At 38.8% G+C, this 25451-nt stretch carries 23 protein-coding genes, 1 other RNA gene and 1 other annotated feature; of the genes, 16 read left to right on the top strand and 8 right to left on the bottom strand.

Annotated elements, in window-relative coordinates; genetic code table 11:
• Positions 1-9: 9 nt before the first annotated feature.
• Positions 10-465 carry a D-aminoacyl-tRNA deacylase gene (dtd, locus tag HRK21_RS13310; RefSeq protein ID WP_003739000.1) on the top strand — a complete coding sequence of 152 codons (456 nt, stop codon included), beginning with the start codon at positions 10-12 and terminating at the stop codon, positions 463-465.
• Between the two features lie 40 nt (positions 466-505).
• Here dtd and HRK21_RS13305 read toward each other — a convergent pair whose 3' ends face one another.
• Entirely contained in the window at positions 506-1789 is a 1284-nt protein-coding gene (locus tag HRK21_RS13305) for an N-acetylmuramoyl-L-alanine amidase family protein (RefSeq protein ID WP_003738999.1), read from the bottom strand.
• Between the two features lie 159 nt (positions 1790-1948).
• Positions 1949-2177: a binding site (T-box leader), on the top strand.
• Positions 2178-2240: 63 nt separating this feature from the next.
• Between HRK21_RS13305 and hisS the strand changes: the two genes are divergently transcribed.
• Together hisS and aspS are read left to right on the top strand one after the other, a co-directional pair.
• Positions 2241-3518 carry a histidine--tRNA ligase gene (hisS, locus tag HRK21_RS13300; RefSeq protein ID WP_003738998.1) on the top strand — a complete coding sequence of 426 codons (1278 nt, stop codon included), beginning with the start codon at positions 2241-2243 and terminating at the stop codon, positions 3516-3518.
• A 2-nt stretch (positions 3519-3520) separates the two neighbouring features.
• Positions 3521-5287, top strand: a complete 1767-nt coding sequence (gene aspS / locus HRK21_RS13295; protein WP_070006763.1) for an aspartate--tRNA ligase — start codon at positions 3521-3523, stop codon at positions 5285-5287.
• A 47-nt stretch (positions 5288-5334) separates the two neighbouring features.
• Here aspS and HRK21_RS13290 read toward each other — a convergent pair whose 3' ends face one another.
• The 4 genes from HRK21_RS13290 to cymR form a co-directional block, all read right to left on the bottom strand.
• Positions 5335-5715, bottom strand: a complete 381-nt coding sequence (locus tag HRK21_RS13290; RefSeq protein WP_003738996.1) for a hypothetical protein — start codon at positions 5713-5715, stop codon at positions 5335-5337.
• Positions 5716-5864: 149 nt separating this feature from the next.
• Positions 5865-6230, bottom strand: a complete 366-nt coding sequence (locus HRK21_RS13285) for a P-II family nitrogen regulator (RefSeq protein ID WP_003723521.1) — start codon at positions 6228-6230, stop codon at positions 5865-5867.
• Positions 6231-6243: 13 nt separating this feature from the next.
• Positions 6244-7449: an ammonium transporter gene (locus HRK21_RS13280; protein WP_003736669.1), complete on the bottom strand. Its 1206-nt coding sequence runs from the start codon at positions 7447-7449 to the stop codon at positions 6244-6246.
• Positions 7450-7693: 244 nt separating this feature from the next.
• A complete protein-coding gene (gene cymR, locus HRK21_RS13275; RefSeq protein ID WP_003726726.1) occupies positions 7694-8116 on the bottom strand; it encodes a cysteine metabolism transcriptional regulator CymR in 423 nt (140 codons plus the stop codon).
• 148 nt (positions 8117-8264) lie between these two features.
• Here cymR and HRK21_RS13270 point away from each other — a divergent pair, with 148 nt between their 5' ends.
• The 7 genes from HRK21_RS13270 (at position 8265) to recD2 (ending at position 16172) form a co-directional block, all read left to right on the top strand.
• Complete coding sequence (locus HRK21_RS13270; protein ID WP_070006701.1) at positions 8265-9548, top strand: replication-associated recombination protein A; 1284 nt, start codon at positions 8265-8267, stop codon at positions 9546-9548.
• A 70-nt stretch (positions 9549-9618) separates the two neighbouring features.
• Positions 9619-9814: non-coding RNA, 6S RNA (ssrS, locus tag HRK21_RS13265), on the top strand.
• A gap of 114 nt (positions 9815-9928) precedes the next feature.
• Positions 9929-11077 (top strand): cysteine desulfurase family protein, encoded by a 1149-nt coding sequence (locus tag HRK21_RS13260; protein WP_070006700.1) that lies wholly within the window; start codon positions 9929-9931, stop codon positions 11075-11077.
• An 18-nt stretch (positions 11078-11095) separates the two neighbouring features.
• On the top strand, positions 11096-12211 hold the full coding sequence (gene mnmA / locus HRK21_RS13255) for a tRNA 2-thiouridine(34) synthase MnmA (RefSeq protein WP_003727410.1): 1116 nt from the start codon (positions 11096-11098) through the stop codon (positions 12209-12211).
• A 117-nt stretch (positions 12212-12328) separates the two neighbouring features.
• Positions 12329-13069 carry an alpha/beta hydrolase gene (locus tag HRK21_RS13250; protein WP_070006699.1) on the top strand — a complete coding sequence of 247 codons (741 nt, stop codon included), beginning with the start codon at positions 12329-12331 and terminating at the stop codon, positions 13067-13069.
• A gap of 40 nt (positions 13070-13109) precedes the next feature.
• Positions 13110-13748, top strand: a complete 639-nt coding sequence (locus tag HRK21_RS13245) for a tetratricopeptide repeat protein (RefSeq protein ID WP_077952318.1) — start codon at positions 13110-13112, stop codon at positions 13746-13748.
• Between the two features lie 27 nt (positions 13749-13775).
• Positions 13776-16172: an SF1B family DNA helicase RecD2 gene (gene recD2, locus HRK21_RS13240; protein ID WP_070006698.1), complete on the top strand. Its 2397-nt coding sequence runs from the start codon at positions 13776-13778 to the stop codon at positions 16170-16172.
• Positions 16173-16211: 39 nt separating this feature from the next.
• Here recD2 and pieS read toward each other — a convergent pair whose 3' ends face one another.
• Entirely contained in the window at positions 16212-17651 is a 1440-nt protein-coding gene (gene pieS, locus HRK21_RS13235; protein WP_077952763.1) for a two component system sensor histidine kinase PieS, read from the bottom strand.
• On the bottom strand, positions 17648-18334 hold the full coding sequence (gene pieR / locus HRK21_RS13230) for a two component system response regulator PieR (protein WP_003730152.1): 687 nt from the start codon (positions 18332-18334) through the stop codon (positions 17648-17650). The genes pieS and pieR overlap by 4 nt, the downstream gene beginning before the upstream one ends.
• 166 nt (positions 18335-18500) lie before the next feature.
• Here pieR and HRK21_RS13225 point away from each other — a divergent pair, with 166 nt between their 5' ends.
• The 6 genes from HRK21_RS13225 to HRK21_RS13200 all read left to right on the top strand — a co-directional run bounded on the left by HRK21_RS13225 (position 18501) and on the right by HRK21_RS13200 (position 24752).
• Positions 18501-20006, top strand: coding sequence for an ABC transporter permease (locus HRK21_RS13225; protein WP_070006697.1), 1506 nt, complete (start codon positions 18501-18503; stop codon positions 20004-20006).
• Between the two features lie 8 nt (positions 20007-20014).
• The gene (locus HRK21_RS13220) at positions 20015-20710 is read left to right on the top strand and encodes an ABC transporter ATP-binding protein (protein ID WP_070006696.1); all 696 of its coding nucleotides are present in this window, start codon (positions 20015-20017) and stop codon (positions 20708-20710) included.
• A 307-nt stretch (positions 20711-21017) separates the two neighbouring features.
• The gene (gene alaS, locus HRK21_RS13215) at positions 21018-23657 is read left to right on the top strand and encodes an alanine--tRNA ligase (RefSeq protein WP_070006695.1); all 2640 of its coding nucleotides are present in this window, start codon (positions 21018-21020) and stop codon (positions 23655-23657) included.
• 91 nt (positions 23658-23748) lie between these two features.
• On the top strand, positions 23749-24021 hold the full coding sequence (reoM, locus tag HRK21_RS13210) for an IreB family regulatory phosphoprotein ReoM (protein ID WP_003719797.1): 273 nt from the start codon (positions 23749-23751) through the stop codon (positions 24019-24021).
• Positions 24018-24434, top strand: a complete 417-nt coding sequence (gene ruvX, locus HRK21_RS13205) for a Holliday junction resolvase RuvX (protein WP_003730148.1) — start codon at positions 24018-24020, stop codon at positions 24432-24434. The genes reoM and ruvX overlap by 4 nt, the downstream gene beginning before the upstream one ends.
• A gap of 15 nt (positions 24435-24449) precedes the next feature.
• Positions 24450-24752, top strand: coding sequence for a DUF1292 domain-containing protein (locus HRK21_RS13200; protein WP_003738982.1), 303 nt, complete (start codon positions 24450-24452; stop codon positions 24750-24752).
• A gap of 45 nt (positions 24753-24797) precedes the next feature.
• Here HRK21_RS13200 and HRK21_RS13195 read toward each other — a convergent pair whose 3' ends face one another.
• The gene (locus HRK21_RS13195) at positions 24798-25424 is read right to left on the bottom strand and encodes a DedA family protein (protein ID WP_069888779.1); all 627 of its coding nucleotides are present in this window, start codon (positions 25422-25424) and stop codon (positions 24798-24800) included.
• Between the last annotated feature and the right edge of the window lie 27 nt (positions 25425-25451).

The following is a 25451-nucleotide window of genomic DNA, read 5'->3' as shown; positions in this document are numbered from 1 at the left end:
GGAGAAGCGATGCGTGTACTACTACAAAGATGTTACGAAGCTTCCGTTAGTGTGGAAGAGGAAGTCATTAGCGAAATAGCTGGAGGTCTTTGTCTATTAGTTGGATTCACCCATACAGATACCCCGGAAACCGTGGACTATATGGCGAAAAAAATCGTAGGATTACGAATTTTTGAAGATGAGTCAGAAAAGATGAATATTTCTTTAGCTGAACGAGGCGGCGCCATCCTTAGTGTTTCCCAGTTTACTTTGTATGCTGATGTGAGTAGAGGGAAACGTCCGAGCTTTACAAAATCCGCTCCTGGAGAAAAAGCGGAAACACTGTATGACTTATTTAATCAAAAGCTTGCAGAAGCAGGTTTTATTGTCGAAACAGGGGTGTTTGGAGCAATGATGGATGTGAAAATCGTTAATCATGGGCCAATTACCATCATGCTTGATTCAGATGAAATGCGTAATAAGTAGTAAAAAAGCAATCATTCAGTTTCCTGAATGATTGCTTTTTTTAATTAGAGAAGTAATTAGCTAAGCCGTCTGTGACGGAATCAGCAATTTGGCTTCTGTATGATGCTGAATTAATATTATTTTCATCTTTTGCGGAACTTAGGTAACCGAGTTCCAGTAAGACAGCTGGTTGTGAGTTTTCTCTAACTACATAATAATCGCCGACTCTTGCGCCGCGGTTAGAAGTAGGGAGGTCTTTCCCAAGCGTAGTATTAATGCTTTCAGCGAGCGATTTATCACTATTATCATAATAGTAAGTAGTTTGACCGCTTACGTTTTTACTTGTGTCTTCTAAACTATCAAAATGAATACTAATAAAGACATCTGCATGATTTTCGGAAGCTATATTTGTTCTTCCTTTTAGAGAAACATACTTATCACTATTTCTCGTTAAGATAACTTTAGCACCTCTAGATTCAAGTTTTCTTTTTAATTGTTTGGCTGTTTTTAAAGTCATTTCTTTTTCAATCGTGCCATTTGCGCCTTTAGCACCTGGATCATTACCACCGTGCCCAGGATCAATGACGATTGTCGCTTCGGATAATTTGGTTGTTTTGCTTCGAGGGCTGGAGGTTTGTCCTTTGTCGGAAACATCTACTACCCAGTTGGCGACATAACCTTCTTCACCGCTTGTCGTACGGATTTTATACCAGTCACCTTGAACTCCTTGAATAGCGAATCCTTGACCAGAATTTGCTTTTTCGATAACGGCACCATCACGACTTGGCTTATTTCTAATATTAGTGGAGTCATCTCGAATGGTTACTGTTTGTAGTTCGCTTTCATCTACTTTTGTAACAGACTCACGAATCGTTAAGTAATCGGAGCTAACCCATGCGCTTGTACCATTATATTGGATTTGCGCCCAGCCATTTTGTTGGCTAGTAACTGTTACTTGGTCACCATTATTGAGTAATCCAAGTGACTTGCTTGAGGTACTTGGTTTTTCACGGACATTTAATCCGCCATCAGAAGAAACGATAGCGACACTGTTACTTGCTGCGCTGACATCTGTGTTTTCTACTAACCAGCTGGCAACCCAACCGCTATTTCCGTTATCTAACTGAACTTTGTACCATTGATTTTCTTCACCGACTACCCGGAGTACTTCATTTTTTCTGGCTTGGCTCGTTACATCATACGCTAAACCAGGACCGCTGCGGACATTTAAGACTTCTGCTTTGACGACAACGGAATTCGCGTTCGCCATTGCTATGGTTGTAAAAATACCTGCTGCAATCAATAAAATGGAGACAACGGTGATAAAAATGAATTTATTCTTCATTTAAAGCTAACACCACCCATATACTCATAAACTTTTATCTGACAGTAAAATGTTACCATAAAATGCGCTTTCATGGAACTACAAAGTGGATTTTTATAAAAAAACTGGCAAAATGTTGACTTTTCAGTGTGTTTTTAGTAATCTTAGAATAATTCATATTTAAAACTAGCGACAGAGAAGAGTAAGAAAATCCATGCTATAAAGAGAATTTATCCCATTTGGCTGAAAGGATAAAGATAGTCATGTTTTCTGAAAAGACACTCTCGAGGTTTCTTGTTGAAAAACAGTAAGCAAGAACGTATTCAGGCGTTAACTGACTTAAGTGAGGACTCATTAGTAGTTCTAATTAGGGTGGTACCACGGGTGTAAATAGACTCTCGTCCCTTGTTTTTATAACAAGTGACGGGGGTTTTTCTTTATATTTTGAAGTAAAAAAAGGAGGTTTATGGTGATGGATTTGCAATTACCAAGAGGGACGCGAGATATTTTGCCGGAAGAGGTTAGTAAATGGCATTTTCTAGAGACAGAGTTTAAAAATGTTTGCGAAAACTACCAATACGAAGAAATAAGAACGCCTGTTTTTGAACATACGGAATTATTTGAGCGAGGGGTTGGCGATTCTACGGACATCGTATCAAAAGAAATGTACACTTTCCAAGATAAAGGGGGCAGAAGTTTAACGCTAAGACCAGAGGGGACTGCTTCCGTTGTTCGAGCTTTCGTTGAACATAAATTATACGGCGAAGTGAGTCAGCCTATCAAAATGTATTATAATGAACCGATGTTTCGTTATGAACGTCCACAAGGCGGAAGACAACGCCAATTTACGCAAATGGGTATTGAGGCGCTTGGAAGTGATGATCCTTCTATTGATGTAGAAGTTATCTCACTAGCAATGACGTTTTTCAAAAAAATTGGCTTAACAAACATTAAATTAGTCATTAATAGCCTTGGTGATAAAGAAAGCCGATTAAAACATCGAGAAGCACTAGTTGCGCATTTTGAACCACACATTGATGAATTTTGTGCAGAATGCCAAGTACGATTACACAAAAATCCACTACGCATTTTAGATTGTAAAAAAGATCATGACAATCCACTAATTCAATCTGCGCCATCTATTTTAGACTTTTTAAATGAGGAATCTGTTGCCTATTTTGAAAATGTTAAAAATTATTTAAACGCGCTAGAGATTCCATTTGAAATTGACCCAACGATGGTTCGTGGTTTAGATTATTATAACCACACGACATTTGAAATTATGAGTGTAGAAGAAGGATTTGGCGCGAAAACAACGCTTTGTGGTGGAGGAAGATATCACGGTTTAGTGAGAGAGTTTGGTGGTCCAGATACACCGGGGATTGGTTTTGGTATCGGAGTGGAACGTATTTTACTGGCGCTAGAAAAAGCGGATATCGAAATACCTGCAAAAAAACCACTAGAGGTTTATGTGATTACAGCACAACCAGAAGCAGAATTAAAAGCCGTAACACTTGTAAATAAATTAAGACAAAATGGCATTAGTGCAGAAAAAGATTACTTAAAACGTAAATTCAAAGCACAACTAAAAGATGCCAATAGAAAAAATGCCGTATACACCATTATTCTTGGTGAAGAAGAATTACAAACAGGCAATTATCAATTAAAAAATATGGAAACAGGCGAGCAAGAAGCTGTGTCTGAAACAACCATTCTAGAAAAATTAACAAACACCAAGGGGGAGAAATGAAAATGGAAAAACGTACAAGTTACTGCGGTGAATTAAACGAAGCACATATTGGTCAAAGTGTTGTCCTTCATGGTTGGGTGCAAAAACGACGCGATTTAGGCGGATTAATTTTTATTGATCTACGTGATCGCGAAGGAATTGTCCAAGTTGTTTTCAATCCTGAATTTTCAAAAGAAGCGCTTGAAATCGCTGATAGTGTTCGAAATGAATTTGTTGTTACTATTAAAGGAACCGTTCATGCTCGTGGTGAAAAAGCCATCAATGACAAATTAGCGACTGGTAAAGTAGAAGTTTTAGCAGAAGAAATTACCATTTTAAATACTTCTAAAACGCCACCATTTTATATTGAAGATGGCGTGAATGTTTCGGATGAATTGCGTTTGAAATACCGTTATTTGGACTTACGACGTCCGGAAATGAACAACATTTTCAAAATGCGTCACACAGTAACGAGAACTTTCCGCAATAAACTAGATGCACTCGGATTCTTTGATATTGAAACACCTTATTTAACGAAAAGTACGCCAGAAGGTGCCAGAGACTACCTTGTACCAAGTCGTGTTTACCCTGGTAACTTCTATGCATTGCCACAATCCCCACAAATATTAAAACAATTACTAATGACTGCTGGTTTTGATAAATATTACCAAATCGTACGTTGCTTCCGTGATGAAGATTTGCGCGGCGACCGTCAACCTGAATTTACACAAATCGATTTAGAGACTAGCTTTTTAACGAAAGAAGAAATTCAAGCGATTACGGAAGATATGTTAATAGATGTAGTGAAAGAAGCGAAAAATATTACTATCGACAAACCGTTCCCTCGGATGACGTATAAAGAAGCGATGGATCGTTTTGGGAGTGATAAGCCAGATATTCGTTTCGGTTTAGAATTACAAAATGTATCAGATGTCGTTAAAGATGTTGATTTCAAAGTATTCCAATCCGCTATTGAAAATGGTGGCGAAGTAAAAGCGATTAATGCGAAGTGTGCGGCAGCTAATTTTTCACGTAAAGATTTAGATGCGCTTGGTGTTTTTGTTGCTAACTACGGGGCAAAAGGTCTTGCTTGGCTAAAAGTAGAAGCGGGTGAACTGAAAGGACCAATTGCTAAATTCTTCCCTGAAGACAAAGCAGCAGAACTAAAGGCTGCTCTGCAAGCAGAAGATGGCGATTTATTACTATTTGCAGCTGATAAAGCAAATATCGTTGCGGCATCACTTGGGGCGCTTCGTAATAAACTTGGTAAAGACTTAAACTTAATCAATGAAGAAGAACTTGCTTTCTTATGGGTGACTGATTGGCCGCTATTTGAATACGATGAAGAAGCAGGGCGTTATGTATCTGCACACCATCCATTCACTTTGCCAAAAGAAGAAGATATCCCACTTCTTGAAACCGATTCTTCTAAAGTAATGGCAGAAGCTTATGATATCGTATTAAATGGATATGAAATTGGTGGCGGTTCATTACGGATTTACAAAAAAGAAGTACAAGAATCGATGTTCCGTGCACTTGGCTTCACGGATGAATCAGCAAAAGAACAATTTGGCTTCCTGATGGATGCATTAGAGTATGGTACGCCACCACATGGAGGTATCGCGCTTGGCTTAGATCGCATTGTTATGATCTTGGCAGGTCGAAACAACTTGCGCGACACAATTGCCTTTCCTAAAACAGGAAGTGCAGTAGATCCACTGACAAATGCACCAGGCGAGGTTAGCGCCGCTCAACTTGCGGAATTGAAACTGGAAACAGTGAAAAAATAAACAAACTAAAAAAGAAGGTGAGCGTTTAAGCTCACCTTCTTTTTGTTTTAAAAATCATCACTTAATTCTTGAATATTTTCTACATGCACCTTATTAACTAATAACCCTCGATTGGAATCATTGGACCAGAATGGGCCGTCCAATTCTTTCGCTTCACTGGAGCTGATTTTATTTTTATTATAAAAAGTGGCTTCCACATTGTAGCGATTCCCTTTTTTTACTGCATCCCAGCTCTCTTCAGAAAGCGGTAGTGTAATTGATTTGTTTCCAGCGCCGTCAATTTTGCCAGTGATGGTATTATCTTTTGATTTTTGATCCACCACGAAATTAAAGGTAACATCTACTTTTGACGAAGCGTGTTGATAAAGATAATAACCGCCAAAAAGTAGGATAGCTACTAGAACGGTGAAAATGGGGATTTTACGCATAGGGAATTTCGCGCCTCCTTATCTGTTCTAAACGTTCTTCCTTTTTCATTATAAGTGTAAAAGCTAAGAAGCGGAAGGGGTAAACGCCATTTCTCATTGATTTTTTAGAATAGAGGCCCCATTTTTAATTAATTCACCATTTTAACTATTCATTTTGATGGCTTATCTTGTAATGCGTCGATTCCAGTTTCACCAGTGCTGATTTTAACAACCTCTGCAAGTGGATAAATAAATACTTTTCCATCACCAGGTTCGCCGGTGCGAAGTGTTTCTTTAACGACCCGAAGCACATCTTCCACAGGAACAGTAGAAACAACGATTTCAATTTTCATTCGCTCGTGAATATTGCTTTCTTTTTTTGTGCCACGATAAAGTTCGATAAATCCTTTCTCTAAGCCAGTACCGAGTGCTTTTGTGACAGTTAGGCCGCTTACGCCAATTTTCGCAAGTTCTTTTTGAAATAAATGAAAGCGGTTTGGGCGAGTAATGATTTCGATTTTTGTTAATCCAGACATATTGTTGCCTCCTTTATTCTTGATATGCTTTTTCGCCGTGCAGCGTCAAATCAAGTCCTTTGTATTCTTGTTCTTCATTGACACGAATTGGTAAAAATAGTTTGATAATTACGACGATTATAGCCGTTGCTACAGCTACATATGCTACCGTCGAACCAATGGCGATTAATTGTTTTACTACGAGAGAAGCGTTGCCATAGAATAATCCATCTGCTCCAGCTTCATTTACTTTTGTTGTGGCGAAAAGGCCAGTTGCAATGCCGCCCCAAATTCCGCCAATGCCGTGAAGGCCAAACGCATCAAGTGCATCATCGTATTTTACTTTTCCTTTTAACCAGAATACAGCCCAGAAGCAAAGCGCTCCGCCGAGAAAACCGATAATCAACGAACTTGGCACAGTGACAAATCCAGCGGCAGGCGTAATGGATACTAAACCAGCAATTGCTCCGGAAATGGTTCCAAGCATAGTGGGCTTTTTATTCGTTAACCATTCAACGAGTCCCCAACCGATAATACCTGCTGCAGCGGCCGTGTTTGTGTTTACAAAGGCGATCATTGCTACATTATCAATTGTTAAGGCACTGCCCACATTAAATCCGTACCAACCAAACCAAACTAGAATGCCACCAATAAGTGCTAAAGGTAAATTATGCGGGGAAGCGGAATCGGCTTCTTTTCTACGACCAATCATAATTGCGAGGACTAATCCTGTGACACCTGAACTAATATGAACAACATTCCCACCGGCGAAATCAAGTGCGCCGAGATTACGTAACCAACCACCATCACCCCAAACCCAGTGAGCAACGGGAGAGTAAACTAGTAACGACCATAAGATAATGAAAATCAAATAAGCGGAAAAATTCATTCTTTCAGCAAATGCCCCAGAAATGATAGCTACAGTCAAAATTGCGAAAGTCATTTGAAACATCATGAATAGAATATGTGGAATAGCATCTGAGTAAGTATCATTTGCTGCAAAGCCGACATTATGAAGGAAGGTCCAGTCGAAACTTCCTATAAAGCCGTTTCCAGGGGCGAAAGCTAACGAATATCCAACGATCACCCAAAGAATAGAAATAATTGCCATCGAACTAAAACTATACATGGCCGTACTCAACACATTTTTGCGTCGAACCATACCACCGTAAAACAATGCAATTCCTGGTGTCATTAACCAAACCAATAAAGTACAAAAGAACATAAATACGGATTCCATACTCAACTCTCCTTTTTGTTAGATAAACTAACATGTAATATATTATTTATGCGTTTATAATACACTATATTTTAATAAAGGCAAGAATATTTTATCAATTCAATAAATTTGGTTAGATTATCTAACATGTAGCGGTTTCAATTGTTTGTTTTTGAGGTTTATTTCAGAATAATCAGATAATAATAGACTGTATTTTCCGTTTCGATGGCAGATAAAAAGCCTATTCGGAAATAGGCTTTTTTCATTAAATATAAAACATGTATCCATCCGATAGTTCAGCATCCGTAGAATGTTTTAATAAGTCAGCAAGTGTTGTTTGATCTAACACGTCACGGACAGCATTGCGCATTCGTGTCCATAATTCACGCTGGGCAGCTTCTTCATCTTCCATACTCTCGACAAGTACAATCGGACCTTCTAGTGTACGAATGATGTCGCCAGCAGTGATTTTTTCAGGATCGCCGTTCAAAACGTAGCCACCATGAGCCCCGCGGATACTTTTAACAATTCCTGCATTACGAAGGGGGCCGATTAACTGCTCTAAATAATGTTCCGATAAATTTTTATCTTGGGCGATACTACGAAGAGAAATCGGGCCATCGCCAATTCTTTTTGCGAGTTCAAGTGTTATTGTCAGGCCGTAGCGACCTTTTGTTGTAATCTTCATTTTTATTTAACCTCCAGTAATTTCAAAACCGCTTATACCGCATCTATTATATCGGAATTACAGAAAGAAGGCAAAGGAAACAAGTAGGTGAACGCACAGATGTTCTTATGTTATAATAGTAAGCAAGCAAATAAGAAGGAGCGGTTATATGGCAATTCAACCTTTAGCTTACCGGATGCGCCCGAAAGCACTAGATGAAATCGTGGGACAAACGCATTTAGTCGGTAAAGATAAAATTATTTATCGGATGGTCAAAGCAAAACAATTATCTTCTATGATATTATATGGACCGCCCGGAATTGGAAAAACATCGATTGCAAGTGCGATTGCTGGGAGCACGAAGTATGCATTCCGTACATTAAATGCAGTTACCAATAATAAAAAAGATATGGAAGTAGTAGCAGCTGAAGCGAAAATGAGCGGCACGGTTATTCTTCTTTTAGATGAAGTACATCGATTGGATAAAGCGAAACAAGATTTTTTACTACCATTACTTGAAAGTGGCGCGATTATTTTAATAGGTGCAACGACAAGTAATCCGTATATCGCGATTAATCCGGCTATTCGAAGCCGAACGCAAATTTTCGAGTTAAAACCTCTAACTGTAGCAGATATTATGATAACAATAGACCGGGCGCTTTCAGATAAAGAGCGGGGACTTGGGAATTATGATGTAGAAATAGATGAGGTTGCGAAAAAACATTTTGCAACGGCGAGTAACGGCGATGTAAGAAGTGCGCTGAATGCCTTAGAATTAGCTGTCATTTCTTCTGAACCAAATGAAGATGGTGTGATTCATATTACACTCGATGTGGCAGAGGAGTGTTTACAAAAGAAAAGTTTAGCTCATGACAAAGACGGCGATGCCCATTATGACGTATTAAGTGCTTTTCAAAAATCGGTTCGTGGTAGCGATGTGAATGCAGCGCTCCATTATATGGGACGTTTAATTGAAGCAGGAGATTTAGTTAGTATTAGCCGGAGAATGCTCGTTATGGCATATGAGGATATTGGTCTTGCGAGTCCACAAGCCGGAGCGCATACACTCGCAGCCATTCAAACCGCAGAAAAAGTCGGGTTTCCTGAAGCGCGAATTCCGCTCGCCAATGCTGTCATTGAGCTTTGCCTTTCGCCTAAATCCAATTCTGCTATTATGGCGATTGATGCGGCACTAGCAGACATTCGCCAAGGGAACAGTGGAGAAGTGCCAGATCATTTGCGAGATGGACATTACTCTGGTGCAGAAAAACTTGGACGGGCGATTGATTATAAATACCCGCATAATTATGATAATGCTTGGGTGGACCAACAATATTTACCAGATCGTCTTAAAAACAAATTGTATTATGCACCAAAATTCACTTCTAAATTCGAGCAAACAATTGCTGGTGTGTACCAAAAGATTAACGAAAATAAAGCAAAAAAAGAATAAAAAAAGTACCAACTGAAAAGTCGCTAACATTGAAATTTCGTCTTTCCTATGGTATTCTAAATGAAGAAAAGAAACCCTAATGTATTCGATATAGTTCCTGATATTTTTGAACCGAACAATTTTTTATACCTAGGGAGCTTGGAGTTCCGGCGCGGCGCACATGCCTTCACACGAGGAAGTGCAAACCGTTAGACAGAGCACCCACCTGCTTTAATTGAGAGCGGGTTCAAAGGAAGGGAATCCTAAACGGTACGATTGGGGTTTCTTTTTTGCGTGTAAATAGGAGTTATTCCTCTTTACTTTACAGGAGTATTGCTGTTACAATAAGAAACGATTAACGGCGAACAGGAATTCGTCTACAAAAAAGGACGCGATAAAAAATGGAAAATAGAATTTACTTAGACCATGCTGCGACGAGTCCAATTCATCCAGAAGTTATCCAAACGATGCTTGGCGCAATTACAAATACGTACGGCAATCCTTCCAGTATCCATTACGCTGGACGAGAGGCAAGAAAAGCTTTGGATGAAGCTCGTCACACAATTGCAGACAGTATCCATGCTACGGAAAAAGAAATAATTTTTACAAGTGGTGGAACAGAAGGCGATAATTTGGCGATTATTGGAGCAGCGTTAGCACAACAAGAAAAAGGCAAGCATATAATTACTTCACAGATTGAGCACCATGCGGTCTTAAAAACATGTGAATACCTTGAAACGCAAGAATTTGAAGTTACCTATTTGCCAGTAGATGAGCATGGAATAGTTTCTATAGAGAGTTTACAAGAGGCCTTGCGTCCAGATACAATTCTAGTTTCTATTATGTATGGTAATAATGAAATAGGCGCTATTCAGCCGATTGCGGAGATTGGTGCAATTTTAAAAGACCATCAAGCAATTTTTCATACAGATGCAGTACAAGCTTATGGGCTATTAAATATAAATGTAACGGAGCTAGGGGTAAATTTATTAACTACTTCTTCTCATAAAATAAATGGACCACGTGGTGTAGGTTTTTTATACGTCAAAAATGGCACACGGCTTATTTACCAAATGCACGGCGGAGAACAAGAACGAAAACGTCGTGCTGGAACGGAGAATTTAGCGGGAATCTGTGGTTTTAGTGCGGCTTCTTCTATCATGATGAATGAACGAGAACTAAAAAATGAGGAATATATTTCCTTCAAAAAACGAATGGCAGAAATTTGGCGTTCGGCAGATCTTGATTTTGAGGTGAATGGCTTAGAAGTCAACACTTTGCCACACGTATTTAGTGTACGTTTTCCAGGAGTTTCGATTGAACAATTATTAATGAATTTAGATATGGACGGAATTGCAGTTTCGAGTGGGTCGGCTTGTACGGCTGGAACGGTAGATCCATCGCATGTATTAGTAGCCCTTTTTGGTGAAAATCATCCGGCTATTCAAGAGACCGTCCGGATTAGTTTTGGCCTAGGAAACCATTTAGAAGAAGTGGAAATGGCGGCTACGAAAATTAGTGAAGTAGTAACGCGTTTAATGAAAATATAAGAAGGTGAGGGGCGAGCTTTGAGTACAAATAATAGTGACATTCGTGTAGTTGTCGGCATGTCAGGCGGAGTAGATTCATCTGTCACTGCTCATATATTAAAAGAACAAGGTTATGATGTTATTGGCATCTTTATGAAAAATTGGGATGATACGGACGAATTTGGCGTATGTACAGCAACGGAAGATTATGATGATGTAATTCGCGTAGCCAACCAAATCGGTATTCCATATTATGCGGTCAATTTTGAAAAAGAGTATTGGGACAAAGTGTTTACGTATTTCTTAGATGAATATAAACTTGGGCGCACGCCAAACCCGGACGTTATGTGTAATAAAGAAATTAAATTTAAGGCATTTTTAGAACACGCAGAAAGTCTTGGTGCGGACTATGTGGCAACGGGGCACTACGCACAAGTGAAAAAAGTCGGTGATGAAATCGAATTACTTCGAGGTGTTGATAATAATAAAGATCAAACGTACTTTTTAAACCAACTTTCACAAGATCAATTGAAAAAAGTGATGTTTCCTCTTGGCGGCATGGAAAAAACAGAAGTGCGCGAAATTGCGAAAAAAGCCGGACTTGCTACTGCGAACAAAAAAGATAGTACTGGGATTTGTTTCATTGGCGAAAGAAACTTCAAGCAATTTTTAAGCGAATATCTTCCAGCACAACCGGGCGAAATGAGAACGTTGAACGGTGAAGTGTTAGGGAAACATGACGGCTTGATGTATTACACAATCGGACAACGTCATGGTCTAGGCATTGGTGGCGACGGCGAACCTTGGTTTGTTGTTGGTAAAGATTTAAAAGAAAATGTATTGTTTGTGGAACAAGGTTTCCATCATGAAACACTTTATTCAGATTCATTAATTGCGACAGATATTTCTTTCACAACGAATGCAGAAAAACCAAAAACAATCGAATGTACGGCCAAATTCCGTTATCGTCAAACCGATACGAAAGTAACCGTGCATTTGCGCGAAGATGGGACAGCAGAAGTAGTTTTCGCTGATCCAGTTCGAGCAATTACACCAGGTCAAGCGGTTGTATTTTATGATGGCGATATTTGCCTTGGCGGTGGAACCATTGATACAGTTTGGAAAAATGGCGCGAAGTTAGATTATGTGGGCTAAAATTGGAACCGGAGAATCTTGTTTTCTAGGAGACTCCGGTTTTTTCCTGCTTAAATTCGTTTTTTTCAACAGATTTTATGGTAAAATATTATACGAAACAGGGAAAAGAGGTCCTTTATGAAAAAGATAGCGATTTTTGGGAGTGCGATTGTTTTATTTTGTCTTCTTATATGGGGATATTTTTATTTCAACTCAGAACCGTCTACGATTGCAGAAAATGCGGCAAATTCAACTAAAACGGTGGATGTACTTGAGGAAAACGACATTCTGGTATTTACCCCACGGAAATCTGATGCCGATATGAGTATCATTTTATATCCGGGTGCGTTTGTTGACGCTTTAAGTTATGCACCTCTTGCAAACAAACTTGCTTCGAGCGGTTACAAAACGTACATCGTTGAAATGCCTCTTAATTTGGCGGTATTTGGTAAAGATCGAGCTGCTGACATTATTGACGAAGCTCCGGATGAAAAATTTGTTATTGGTGGACATTCACTTGGTGGCGTAATGTCTTCTAGATTCGCACACAATAACGAAAAAGAAATAGAAGGCGCTTTTTTCTTAGCTAGTTACCCAGATAAAAAAGGTTCCTTAAAAAACGCACCTTTTCCAGTACTATCTATCACAGCAACAAATGATGATGTGTTAAACCAAGGTTCATATAATAAAAATAAAAAATACTTACCTAAAGATACTACCTTCGTTTCTATTAAAGGTGGAAACCATGCGCAATTCGGTTCATATGGAAAACAACATGGGGACGGAAAAGCGACGATTAGTGGACCAGAACAAACAGATCAAGTAGCGAATGCACTTATTATGTGGCTTAATACATCTGTAAAAAATCAGGAAAGATAAGAGGGATAATATGGATAAAAACCAATTAGGCATCAAACAAATGCAAGAAGGCAATTTAGAAGAAGCAGTTAAATTATTTACAGAAGTGATTGAAGAACACCCAAGTGATCCGGTTGGTTATATAAATTTTGGAAATGTTTTACTCTCCATGGATGATTTTGAACGTGCGGAATTATTCTTCAAAAGAGCACTTGAGCTAGATGACACAGTACCTGCTGCTTACTATAGTTTAGGAAATTTGTATTATGAACTAGAGCGTTATCAAGAGGCAGCAGATAGCTTCCAAAATGCAACAAAACAAGGGATGGAAAACGGCGACTTATTTTTCATGTTAGGAATGAGTTTTGTTCAGATGGAGGAGCTAACACTTGCGATGCCATATTTACTTAGAAGTGTCGAATTAAACCCAGAAGACGGAGAAGCGTTATTTCAATATGGGATCGTGCTTGCTCGTAGCGGTTTTTATGAAGATGCAATTACTATGTTAGAACGTGTTTTACTTGTTAAACCAGAGGATCCAGATGCACTTTACAATATTGGTGCGGCTTATCTGGCATGGCAAGGAGATATCGTTCTTGCTAAAAATTATTTTGAAAGAGCAATTGCTACAGATGCATCACATGAGTTGGCTGAAAATGCCTTGAACGCGATTCAAGATTTAGAAAACGAAGCAGAGTAAAACGAATTAGAAAGGAGGCGGCTTAGGATGGCTGAACAAGAATCACTCGCTCTATTTAACGATACACCAGAAGAACTTTTCATGAAGGGCACGATGCTGTCCACCATTTTTTATAATGCCGAAAACCTCTTTTCTGTAGTACGAATATTGGTCAAAGAAACCAATGCGGATTGGGACGAAAAAGATATTATCGTAACCGGCTTTTTCCCAGCACTTCACGAGCAAGAAGTGTACACTTTCTACGGAAAAATGCAGGAACATGCTAAATTTGGTCAACAGTTTAAAGCAGACCGGTTTCGTAAAGAAATGCCACAATCACGCGCGGGCTTAATTAATTATCTATCCGGTGAACTTTTTAAAGGCATTGGTAAAGTTACTGCTGAAAATATTGTGGATACGATTGGCGACGATGCTATCACAAAAATTCTATCCGATCCGAGTTTGCTAAATACAGTACCTAAGTTGCCATCTGGCACGGCAGAAAGTCTGCTTGCTTCCCTTAGAGAAAATCAAGGGTTGGAGCACGTGATGGTCGGATTAAACGAATATGGCTTTGGTCCACAATTATCCATGAAAATTTTTCAGGCTTATAAACAAAATGCGATTGAAGTATTAGAAAATAACCCCTATAAATTAATTGAAGACGTAAAAGGAATTGGTTTTCAGCGGGCTGATGAACTTGGGCGGAAACTAGGTCTTGGTGGGAATCATCCAGAACGACTGCGTGCTGGGATTTTATTTATGTTAGATTCGGTTTGTATGCAACAAGGTCATGTATATATGGAGCAAGAGGTTCTGCTTGGAGAAGTAACTTATTTACTGGAAGAAAGCGAAGGCATTCGTATTGACCAAAATATTTTAATGTCTCAAGTAGAAAAATTAGCCGAAGAACAAAAGATTATCACGGAAAATACACGTGTTTACATGCCATCACTCTATTATTCAGAGAGCGGCTTTGCCTATCATGTGAAGCGAATGCTTAAACAAACAGAATACCAAGAGCAATTCCCGCAGTCCGAATTTTTGCTAGCTCTCGGAGAATTAGAGGAACGGATTGGCGTTCACTACGGGGATTCGCAACGTCAAGCCTTGGAAAAAGCGTTAATGTCTCCGATGCTCGTACTTACTGGTGGTCCCGGAACAGGAAAAACAACGGTCATTAAAGGGATAGTAGAGTTGTACGCGGAGCTAAATGGTGTGAGTCTTGACCCGCATGCCTATAAAGATGGAGCAACGTTTCCTGTGCTTCTTGCCGCTCCAACAGGTCGCGCTGCTAAACGAATGTCAGAATCAACCGGACTTCCAGCGATGACTATTCACCGTCTACTTGGAATGAACGGCCAGGAACAAATGGATGATGATGCAGAGCGGCTGATTGATGGACGACTGTTGATTGTAGATGAGATGTCGATGGTTGACATTTGGCTAGCTAACCAATTATTCCGTGCTTTACCAGCACATATGCAAGTCGTACTCGTTGGTGACCAAGATCAATTGCCGTCAGTCGGACCAGGTCAAGTACTCAAAGATATTCTTCAATCAGAACAAATTCCAACCGTAGCGCTTTCAGATATTTATCGCCAAAAGGATGGTTCTTCCATTATCGAAATGGCGCATTATATAAAAGAGGGCATGTTGCCAGCTGATTTCACCAAAAATAGCGCGGATCGCTCTTTTTTTCACTGTACAGTAAACCAAATTGGTGATGTAGTCGAACAAGTGGTGAAAAATGCAAAAAACAAAGGCTTTCGAGCAAAAGACATCCAAGTTTTAGCGCCGATGTATCGTGGTCCAGCAGGGATTGACATTTTAAATAAAAAACTACAAGAAATATTTAATCCAAATGATACCGGTCGTCGGAAAGAAGTTCAATTTGGCGAAATAAAATATCGCGTGCATGATAAAGTACTACAATTAATTAACCAACCGGAAAAGAATGTGTTTAATGGGGACATTGGTGAAATTGTGTCTATTATCTATGCAAAAGAAAATACCGAAAAACAAGATTTGATTGTCGTTCAATTTGACCAAACAGAGGTTTCTTACTATAGACAAGAATTTAATCAATTGACCCATGCTTACTGTTGTTCGATTCATAAAGCGCAGGGAAGTGAATTTCCGATTGTGATTATGCCAATTGTCCGCAGTTACTACCGGATGTTACGCCGCGATTTACTTTATACCGGGGTAACGAGGAGTAAACAGTTTCTTATTCTTTGCGGAGAAGAAGAAGCTTTTCGAATGGGGATAGAACGAATTGATGAAAATAAGCGTAATACAACTCTCTCTGAACGTTTAATGAGCGAAGATGTCTTATTAGAACAAATGACGAATAAACGAATTCTTACTGCTGACAATATTACCGAAATAGATCCGATGATTGGAATGGAAGGAATTACTCCAGAACAATTTATGGCAGGATGAAAAAGAACAACTTTCTAAATAAATAGAAAGTTGTTCTTTTTATTGTTCGTTATCTTGAAAAAAAGGAAGGCGAATCGTAAAAGAAGTACCTTTATTCGGTTCACTTGTTACAGTAATAGTTCCATCATGATATTCAATCAGTTGCTTCACAATGGATAAACCAATGCCGGATTCGCCAAAAGCGGTATTTGTTCGAGACATATCGGCTTTATAAAACCTTTCCCAAATTTGTTCTAATTCTTCTGTATTCATACCAATTCCGGTATCAGTAATCGTTAAAACAGATTCTTTATAATCTTGAGAGCCAGTTAAAGTAATCTGTCCATTTTCTGTAAATTGGACACTGTTTTTGACGATATTGATAAATACTTGCGTTAAGCGATCATAATCTGCATAAATCGCCATATCTTTATCTACTGCAACAGTGATTATGTTGCCTTTCTCACTGGCTACATAATCAAGTTGTTCTTTGATTAACTCAAGGAATTCTTTCCCATTAAACCGGGTTTTGTGAAGTTTGATTTTGTTGCTTCGAATTTTTTCATAATCTAAATTTTCGTTGACTAGTTTGGTTAAACGTCTCGCTTCTGTATCAATGAGTGCTATACAACGATCTGTTTCACTTTTAGGAATAATGTCATTAACCAGTCCTTCTGTAAGACCGCTAATCGTTGTAAGTGGGGTGCGCATTTCATGAGAAACATCCGCAATAAACTGACGGCGACGTTTTTCTTGTCTTTCAATTTCTTCTTGCGATATTTCAAGCGTTTGTGTCATCTTATTGAAATCAATCGCAAGCGCCCCAATTTCATCAAAGTTATTTTCTTTTAGTCGCGCTTTGTAGTTCCCTTGAATAACATCTTTCGTCGCTGCTCGTAATTTGTTGATTCGATTCACTTGTAGTTTGGACAAAATTGCACTAAGAATAAGTGCAACTGTTATGGAAAGTAAAATAGTATAGAACATGTACCGATTAATAGTACCAATTACTTGCTCGGTCCCGCTAATAGGTGAATTCAGCACGATAGAACCGACAAATTTATCACCATCCATAATTGGCACATATACAATAGTCATTTCTCTATTGAATCGATTATCTATTTTCTTACTAACCGTTTCGCCGCTTTCCAGTTTTTTCTTATCTTCCGAAGAAATCGAAAAGTCTTTAGGCAGAGGCTGGTCCATTTGTGTAGGATAAATCGTTTCGTCGTTTGCGTTTTTGATTGTATAATGAATTTTTTTAACATCCAAAGTACGCTGATACGTGTTTAACACTTGAGCAGTTGCATCTTGCGGCGAGTGACGAAGATCCATAGAAATGGTTTCCCCGTAGCTTGTTAAGTCGTCTACTTGGCTTTGGTAAAAATAATCTTTTAATGAGTGGGAGACAAGCAGTCCAATCATAATACAAGCAATGAGCAAAATGACAAATTGCGTAAAAAACAGTTGGTAAGCATATTTAAATTTCATTCGCTTCATTCCGTTTCATCAAATTTGTAGCCGACACCCCAGACAGTGTGTAAAAACGGCTTTGTTTCGGTGGCGATTTTTTGTCGTAAACGTTTGATATGAACGTCAACTGTGCGCTCATCTCCGTAAAATTGATAGCCCCAAACCTGTTCTAACAATTGCTCTCTTGAAAATACTTGTCGCGGATGTTGCATTAAAAAATAGAGTAAATCGAATTCTTTTGGTGTTAGAGCATCAAGGAGCTCCCCTTGATAAAAAATTTCGCGTGTTCGTTTACTAATTTTAAAATAAGTTGTTTCTAAAATATCTTCATTGTTTTCTGCAGGAGAGGCGCTATTTTTTCGACGTGTCACTGCTTTAATTCGAGCCATTAAGGTAAGTGGGCTAAATGGTTTAGTTACATAATCATCCGCGCCCATTTCGAGACCAAGTACTTGATCGGATTCTGACTCTTTAGCCGTTAAAATGATAATTGGCACATCGCTTACTTCACGAATTTTACGGCAAATGGTCATGCCGTCCATATTAGGAAGCATTAAGTCAATAATGGCAATATCATATTCATCTTTAAAAAACGCTTCATAACCCTGCTTGCCGTCATGAACGAACGTAGCATCAATTTCTTCTTTCATAAAGAACATTTCTATCATTTCACAAACACTTACATTATCTTCTATCATAAGTAATTTCATATTCTGTACTCACTCCTCTTACATTAAAACTAGCCTAATTAGACGTAATAATCAAGCCAAATTATTTTTTTCGCGAAAGTTTAAAATATGCATCATAGTTTGTTCATACTTTCTTCATAACTCCCCAGTAATCTTAGTGGAGTAGAAACCGAATGGAGGAAAACACATGAATTTTTTTAAGAGAGCATGGCTCAGCATGAAAGCGAGAAAAGGAAGATCTGTTTTACAATTAATTATATTCACAGTTGTCTGTGTGCTTATTTTATCAGGCTTTACCATTCAATCAGCCGCAGATAAGGCAAGCGAGTTGGCAAGAGAACAACTTGGCGGAACGGTAACACTGACTGTTGACCGTGAAAAACAAATGCAAGCAATGCGAGACGAGGCTGCAAGTAGTGATACCAGTTCAACTGAATCCAAGCCGAAATTTGAGAGCAGCCCGATAGATGTTAGTGATGCTAATGAATTAGCGAAATTAAATCATGTAGCAAGTTATAATTACTATTCTAGTACACAAGCTTTAGCATCCGGATTTGATCCAATTGAGTCTTCTGGTGATACATCTTCTTCCAGTGATGAATCATCTACAACAACGGAAACACAAGGACCAGGAGGCGGCCAAGGTGGACCGCAAATGGTTGATGCCGATTTAAGCATTAGCGGTTTACTTGATTCTGCTACAAGCACTGATTTTGAAGCAGGAACAAGCGAACTAACAAGTGGTGTAGCAATTACTTCCGCTGACAAAGACAAAAATGTAGCCATGGTAGAAGAAAATTTAGCTAAAGAAAATGATTGGAAAGTGGGCGATTCTTTCACAGTTACTTCTAGCGATGGTAATACAAAAGTAACGTTAAAAATCGTTGGAATTTATAAAACAACTGATTCTGGAAGTGATATGGCACAAAACTTCTCCTTCCTAAATCCTTACAACAAAGTATATGTTCCTTACACAGTAGCCAATACAATTAAAGGCTCGGATTATAAAAATACAGTAGACTCGGCTGTTTATACGATGGATGACGCTGCTAACATTTCTGCTTTTGAAAAAGAAGCAAAAAAAGTCGACAGCATTGATTGGGATACATTTAAATTAGATGCTAATGACACACTTTACCAACAAATGATTGGACCAATTAATAGCGTCGCATCTTTCTCTAAAAATGTGGTTTATATTGTGAGTATTGCCGGAGCGCTCATCTTAGGTCTACTCGTGATGATGCAAGTGCGCGACCGCAAATATGAAATGGGTGTACTTTTGGCAATTGGTGAAAAACGCGGTAAATTGATTGCGCAATTCTTTGTGGAAATTTTGATTGTGGCACTTGTTTCCTTTGGCCTAGCCGCTGCAAGTAGTCATTATGTAGCACAATTAGCGGGAAATCAATTATTGGCGCAACAAAATTCATCTACTACTGAAACAACAACGACGACAGAAAACCGTGGTCCAGGTGGTAGTGGACAAGGCGGCGGTCCGGGTGGATTTGGTCAGAGCGTGAGTAACTTGACGAAAAACACCGAACAAATCAAAGAGCTAGATATTCAAGTAACATTAGAAGATATGCTGAAAATGGGCGGAATTGGTATCGGAATTGCCTTTATCTCAGTTCTTTTACCAGCGGCACTCGTTCTTCGTATGAATCCAAAAACAATTCTGACTAAACAGGAGTAGGTGACGATATGACCAAAGTATTAACATTTGAAAATATTTCTTATTGGTATAAAACGAAAGAAGAATCGATTTTAAGTGACATCAATTATGATTTTGAAGCGGGTGTTTTTTATACAGTAGTCGGCAGTTCTGGCTCAGGAAAAACAACCTTCTTATCCCTTGCAGGAGGACTTGATACACAAAAAGAAGGGGATATTTTCTATAAGGGCAGCTCACTTAAAAGCATTGGCTTACAACAGTTTAGAAATAAATATGTATCCATTGTTTTCCAAAGTTATAATCTGCTGACCTATATGACCGCACTACAAAATGTCACAACGGCAATGGAAATTACCCATGTCAATCAACCAGACAAAAAAGCCTTTGCACTGAGTATGTTGGAAAAAGTAGGTATTACAGAAGACATGGCACGACAAAAAGTATTGACGTTAAGCGGTGGACAACAACAACGGGTTTCGATAGCGCGGGCTCTCTGCTGTGAAACAGAATTAATTGTAGCAGATGAACCGACCGGAAATTTGGATGAACGTACTAGTAAAGAAGTAGTTACTTTATTCCAAGATTTAGCGCATAAAGAAGGTAAATGCGTCATCATGGTAACGCATGACCCCGAGATCGCAAAAGTATCCGATGTGAAACTAACACTAAAAAACGGAAGCTTTGTTGAAAAGAAGCAATCAACGAATAGTCGAATAAACAGTTGACATTTAGCCATCCGTTCTTTATAATTTAGTTTATTGTTGAATAGAAATTGATACATGATAGGAATATGATTTTGGTTTCCACGTGATTAGAGAGTTTTCCCATGGCTGGAAGGAAAACCACGCTTGCACCAAAATTGCTCTCCCATTAGATGATCCGTCTTATCCACGTTAACAGATAACGGAAGAGGTAATGATACAAAGTCTATATCATTGCAAACAGGGTGGTACCGCGATTTTACTGAAATCGTCCCTGTGAGCAATCATATAGGCTTTTTTTGTTGTAAAAACCAAAAGGAGGAAATAAAAAATGAAACAATTATCAAGCGCTGAAGTAAGACAGTTATTTTTAGATTTCTTTAAAGAAAAAGGGCATACTATCGAACCTAGTGCACCACTTGTGCCAAATAATGATCCCACAATTCTTTGGATTAACAGTGGTGTAGCAACCATGAAAAAATACTTTGACGGTTCCGTTATTCCGGATAATCCAAGAATGGCGAACGCTCAAAAATCAATCCGTACAAATGACATTGAAAACGTTGGTAAAACAGCGCGCCATCATACATTCTTTGAAATGTTAGGAAACTTTTCTATCGGTGATTATTTTAAAGAAGGGGCGATTGTTTTTGCTTGGGAATTCTTAACAAGTCCTAAATGGATTGGTTTTGATCCAGATAAATTGTATGTGACTGTGTATCCAGAAGATGAAGAAGCGAAAACGTTATGGCGCGAAAAAATTGGTTTAAGTGATGATCATATCGTCGAAATTGAAGACAATTTCTGGGATATTGGTATTGGACCAAGTGGCCCTGATAGCGAAATTTTCTATGACCGTGGACCTGCTTTTGGTGACGATGCAAGTGATCCAGAATTGTATCCAGGCGGAGAAAATGAGCGTTATTTAGAAATTTGGAACTTAGTATTTTCACAGTTTAACCACAATCCAGATGGAACTTACACACCGCTTCCAAAACAAAACATTGATACAGGGATGGGGCTTGAACGGATGGTTTCTATCATCCAAGATGCACCAACTAACTTTGAAACAGATTTATTCATGCCAATTATTCGCGAAGTGGAACAAATCGCTGGCGTGAAATATGGCCATTCTCAAGAAAATGATGTGGCATTTAAAGTAATTGCTGACCATATTCGTACGGTAGCATTTGCAATCGGCGACGGCGCTTTACCATCCAACGAAGGACGCGGATATATTTTACGTCGTTTACTTCGCCGTGCTGTTCGTTATGCAAAAGTCCTAACAATCAACGAACCTTTCATGTACAAATTAGTACCAGTAGTTGGGAAAATCATGAATAGTTTCTACCCAGAAGTAGAAAACCAGACAGACTTTATCCAAAAAGTGATTCGCACGGAAGAAGAACGCTTCCACGAAACATTAAACGAAGGTCTAGCAATTTTGGAAACAATCCTAAAAACTGCAAAAGAAACGAATGAACAAATTATTAAAGGTGCAGACATTTTCAAATTGTATGATACATTTGGTTTCCCAGTGGAATTGACGGAAGAATATGCAGAAGACCACGGTTTAAAAGTGGATCACGCTGGCTTTGAGGCTGAAATGAAAGAACAACGTGACCGTGCTCGTTCGGCTCGTGCTGACGTAAAATCGATGCAAGTCCAAGGCGAACTACTTGCTAATTTAACAGAAAAAAGTGCGTTTGTTGGCTACAATGCAACAGAGCACGTTTCAGAAATCTTGTATTTAATCCAAGATGACACGCTTGTGGAGGAAGTTGCAGCTGGAAGTGAAGCGCAAGTCATCTTCAAAGAAACACCATTTTATGCAGAAAGCGGCGGACAAGTTGCTGACAAAGGAACGATTGAGACTGAAACAGGTCTTGCTTATGTAGAAGATGTACAAAAAGCGCCAAATAAACAAAATTTACACCGTGTTTCTGTCAAAGAAGGCGTATTAAAAACAGGCGACACAGTGAAACTTGCTGTCGATAAGGTAAAACGTCGCGAAACAATCAAAAACCATACAGCAACACACCTTTTACACCGCGCATTGAAAGATACCTTAGGCGAACATGTTAACCAAGCCGGCTCTCTTGTTTCACCAGATCGTTTGCGCTTTGACTTCTCTCATTTTGGTCAAATTACAGAAGAAGAATTAACAAAAATGGAAGAAATCGTCAATGAAAAAATCTGGGAACAAATCAATGTTGTGATTGAAGAAATGCCAATAGCAGAAGCAAAAGAACTTGGCGCTATGGCACTATTCGGCGAAAAATATGGCGATATTGTACGAGTTGTACAAGTAGGTAAATATAGCATTGAACTATGTGGCGGGGTTCATGTTCGAAATACAGCAGATATCGGTCTTTTCAAAATCGTATCTGAAACAGGTATTGGAGCAGGAACTAGACGTATTGAAGCTGTCACTGGAAAAGAAGCATATCGCTTTGTAACAGAACAAGAAAACACATTAAAACATGCAGCGAATTTACTAAAAACAACAACCAAAGAAACACCGCAAAAAGTAGAACAATTACAAGCTGACTTACGCGAAGTGAAACGCGAGAATGAATCATTATTAAGTAAATTAGCGAGTGCAGCAAGCGCAGATATTTTTGAATCTCCAGAAGAAATCGGTGGCGTAAAAGTAATTGCGAAACAAGTAAACGCAAAAGATATGAACCAATTACGTCAATTTGTGGATAACTGGAAAGATAAAAAAATTGGCGGCATCCTAGTTTTAGGCGCTGTCCAAGGAGATAAAGTAAACCTAATATCTGCCGTTTCCGAAGAAGCAATCAAAGCAGGTTACCACGCTGGTAAACTACTGAAAGAAGTAGCAACAAGATGCGGCGGTAACGGTGGCGGACGTCCGGATATGGCGCAAGCTGGTGGTAAAAATCCAGCAGAATTAGGAGCTGCTCTTGATTACGTTTCCACGTGGGTAAAAGAACAACAAGCATAAATTTCATCAGAGCGCCTCATTTTTCTTTGTTATTTCTGTTCACATAGTGTAAAATGAAAAGAGATACATGAAGGAATGAGGTGCTTCGATTATGGATTCAAAAGATCAAACAATGTTTTACAACTTCGGCGATGATTCAATTGAAGAAGATGTAAAAAAATTAATGAAACAAGTCTACGTTGCTCTTGAAGAAAAAGGCTATAATCCCGTAAATCAAATCGTTGGCTATTTACTTTCAGGCGATCCTGCTTATATTCCTCGTCACAAGGATGCTAGAAGTATGATACGTCGTTTAGAACGAGATGAAATTATCGAGGAACTTGTCAAAGCGTATCTGAAAAATAACGAAATTGGTGAGAAATGAGAATAATGGGTTTAGATGTCGGCTCGAAAACAGTCGGTGTAGCGATAAGTGATCCACTTGGTTGGACCGCGCAAGGTGTGGAAACAATTCAGATTGACGAGAATAGAAAACAATTCGGCTATGACCGCGTAAAAGAGCTTGTGCTCGAATACGAAGTGGAAAAAGTCGTGGTTGGACTTCCTAAGAATATGAATAACACCATAGGGCCTCGTGCTGAAAGTTCTAAAATATATGCTGAAGTACTTGAGGCGAGAATCGGTTTGCCCGTTGTACTTTGGGATGAACGTTTGACCACTTCTGCCGCTGAAAGAACTTTGATTGAAGCAGATGTTTCGCGTAAAAAACGAAAAGAAGTAATTGATAAGTTAGCTGCAGTAATGATTTTACAGTCCTATTTGGACACTACTAATTAATTTGAGGTGAATTTAATGGCAGAAGAACATAACCATAATCATGAAGAAGAAAATATTATTTGGATTACAAACGAAGAAGGAAAAGAAGAGGCTTTTGAAATTCTAATGAGCTTTGATTCAGAGCATTTTGATAAATCTTACGTTTTATATTTCCCAGCTGGCAAAGGGGAAGACGAAGAAATCGAAATTCTTGCATCAAGCTACACTCAAGATGAAAATGGCAATCAAGGACACCTTCAACCAGTGGAAACAGATGAAGAGTGGGATAGAATTGAAGAAATGTTAGCAACATTCCTAGCTGACGAAGACGAAGAATAAAAATTAAAAAAGCGTGTCCTGACAACAACTGTCAAGACATGCTTTTTATTTTGCGTTTCTAGCACGTTTATTCCATATTTTATAAGCAAGGTAGACAACGATGGCAATAACTAAAGCTAACATTAAATAGCTAATTGGTCGCGTATATTTTTCCACAACGCTCCAATTGGAACCTAATGAATAACCAAGCCATGTCAGAAAAATATTCCACGGAATACAACCTAATATCGTATAGATAATAAATTTCCATACATTCATTTTCGCAATACCGGCTGGTAATGAAATAAACGTTCGAATAACCGGTAATACGCGCCCGAAGAACACAGCCCGTGCTCCGTAACGACCAAACCAAAGTTCTGCTTTATCTAAGTGTTTGACATTTAAGAAAATATATTTCCCGAATTTTAAAACAAGTGCTCTGCCTCCGAATTTACCAATGTAGTAAGCAATCAGTGAACCTACCAGATTACCTGAAATACCAGCAAAGACAACAAGCCAGAAGTTCAGTTTCCCAGCTTCCGCCATAAATCCACCGAATAGCATAATAACTTCACTTGGTAGTGGTATACAAACACTTTCAATCAACATTCCGAGGAAAATACCCCAGTGTCCAAGTGAGTCTACTAACCACATCGTGAAATCTTGCAAACTTTGTATTAATGTATGTAACATCCAAAAGACTCCTTCAATATTTAATTA

Source organism: Listeria monocytogenes, assembly GCF_013282665.1.
GTDB lineage: Bacteria > Bacillota > Bacilli > Lactobacillales > Listeriaceae > Listeria > Listeria monocytogenes_C.
This window is presented reverse-complemented; position numbering and strand designations above follow the sequence as displayed.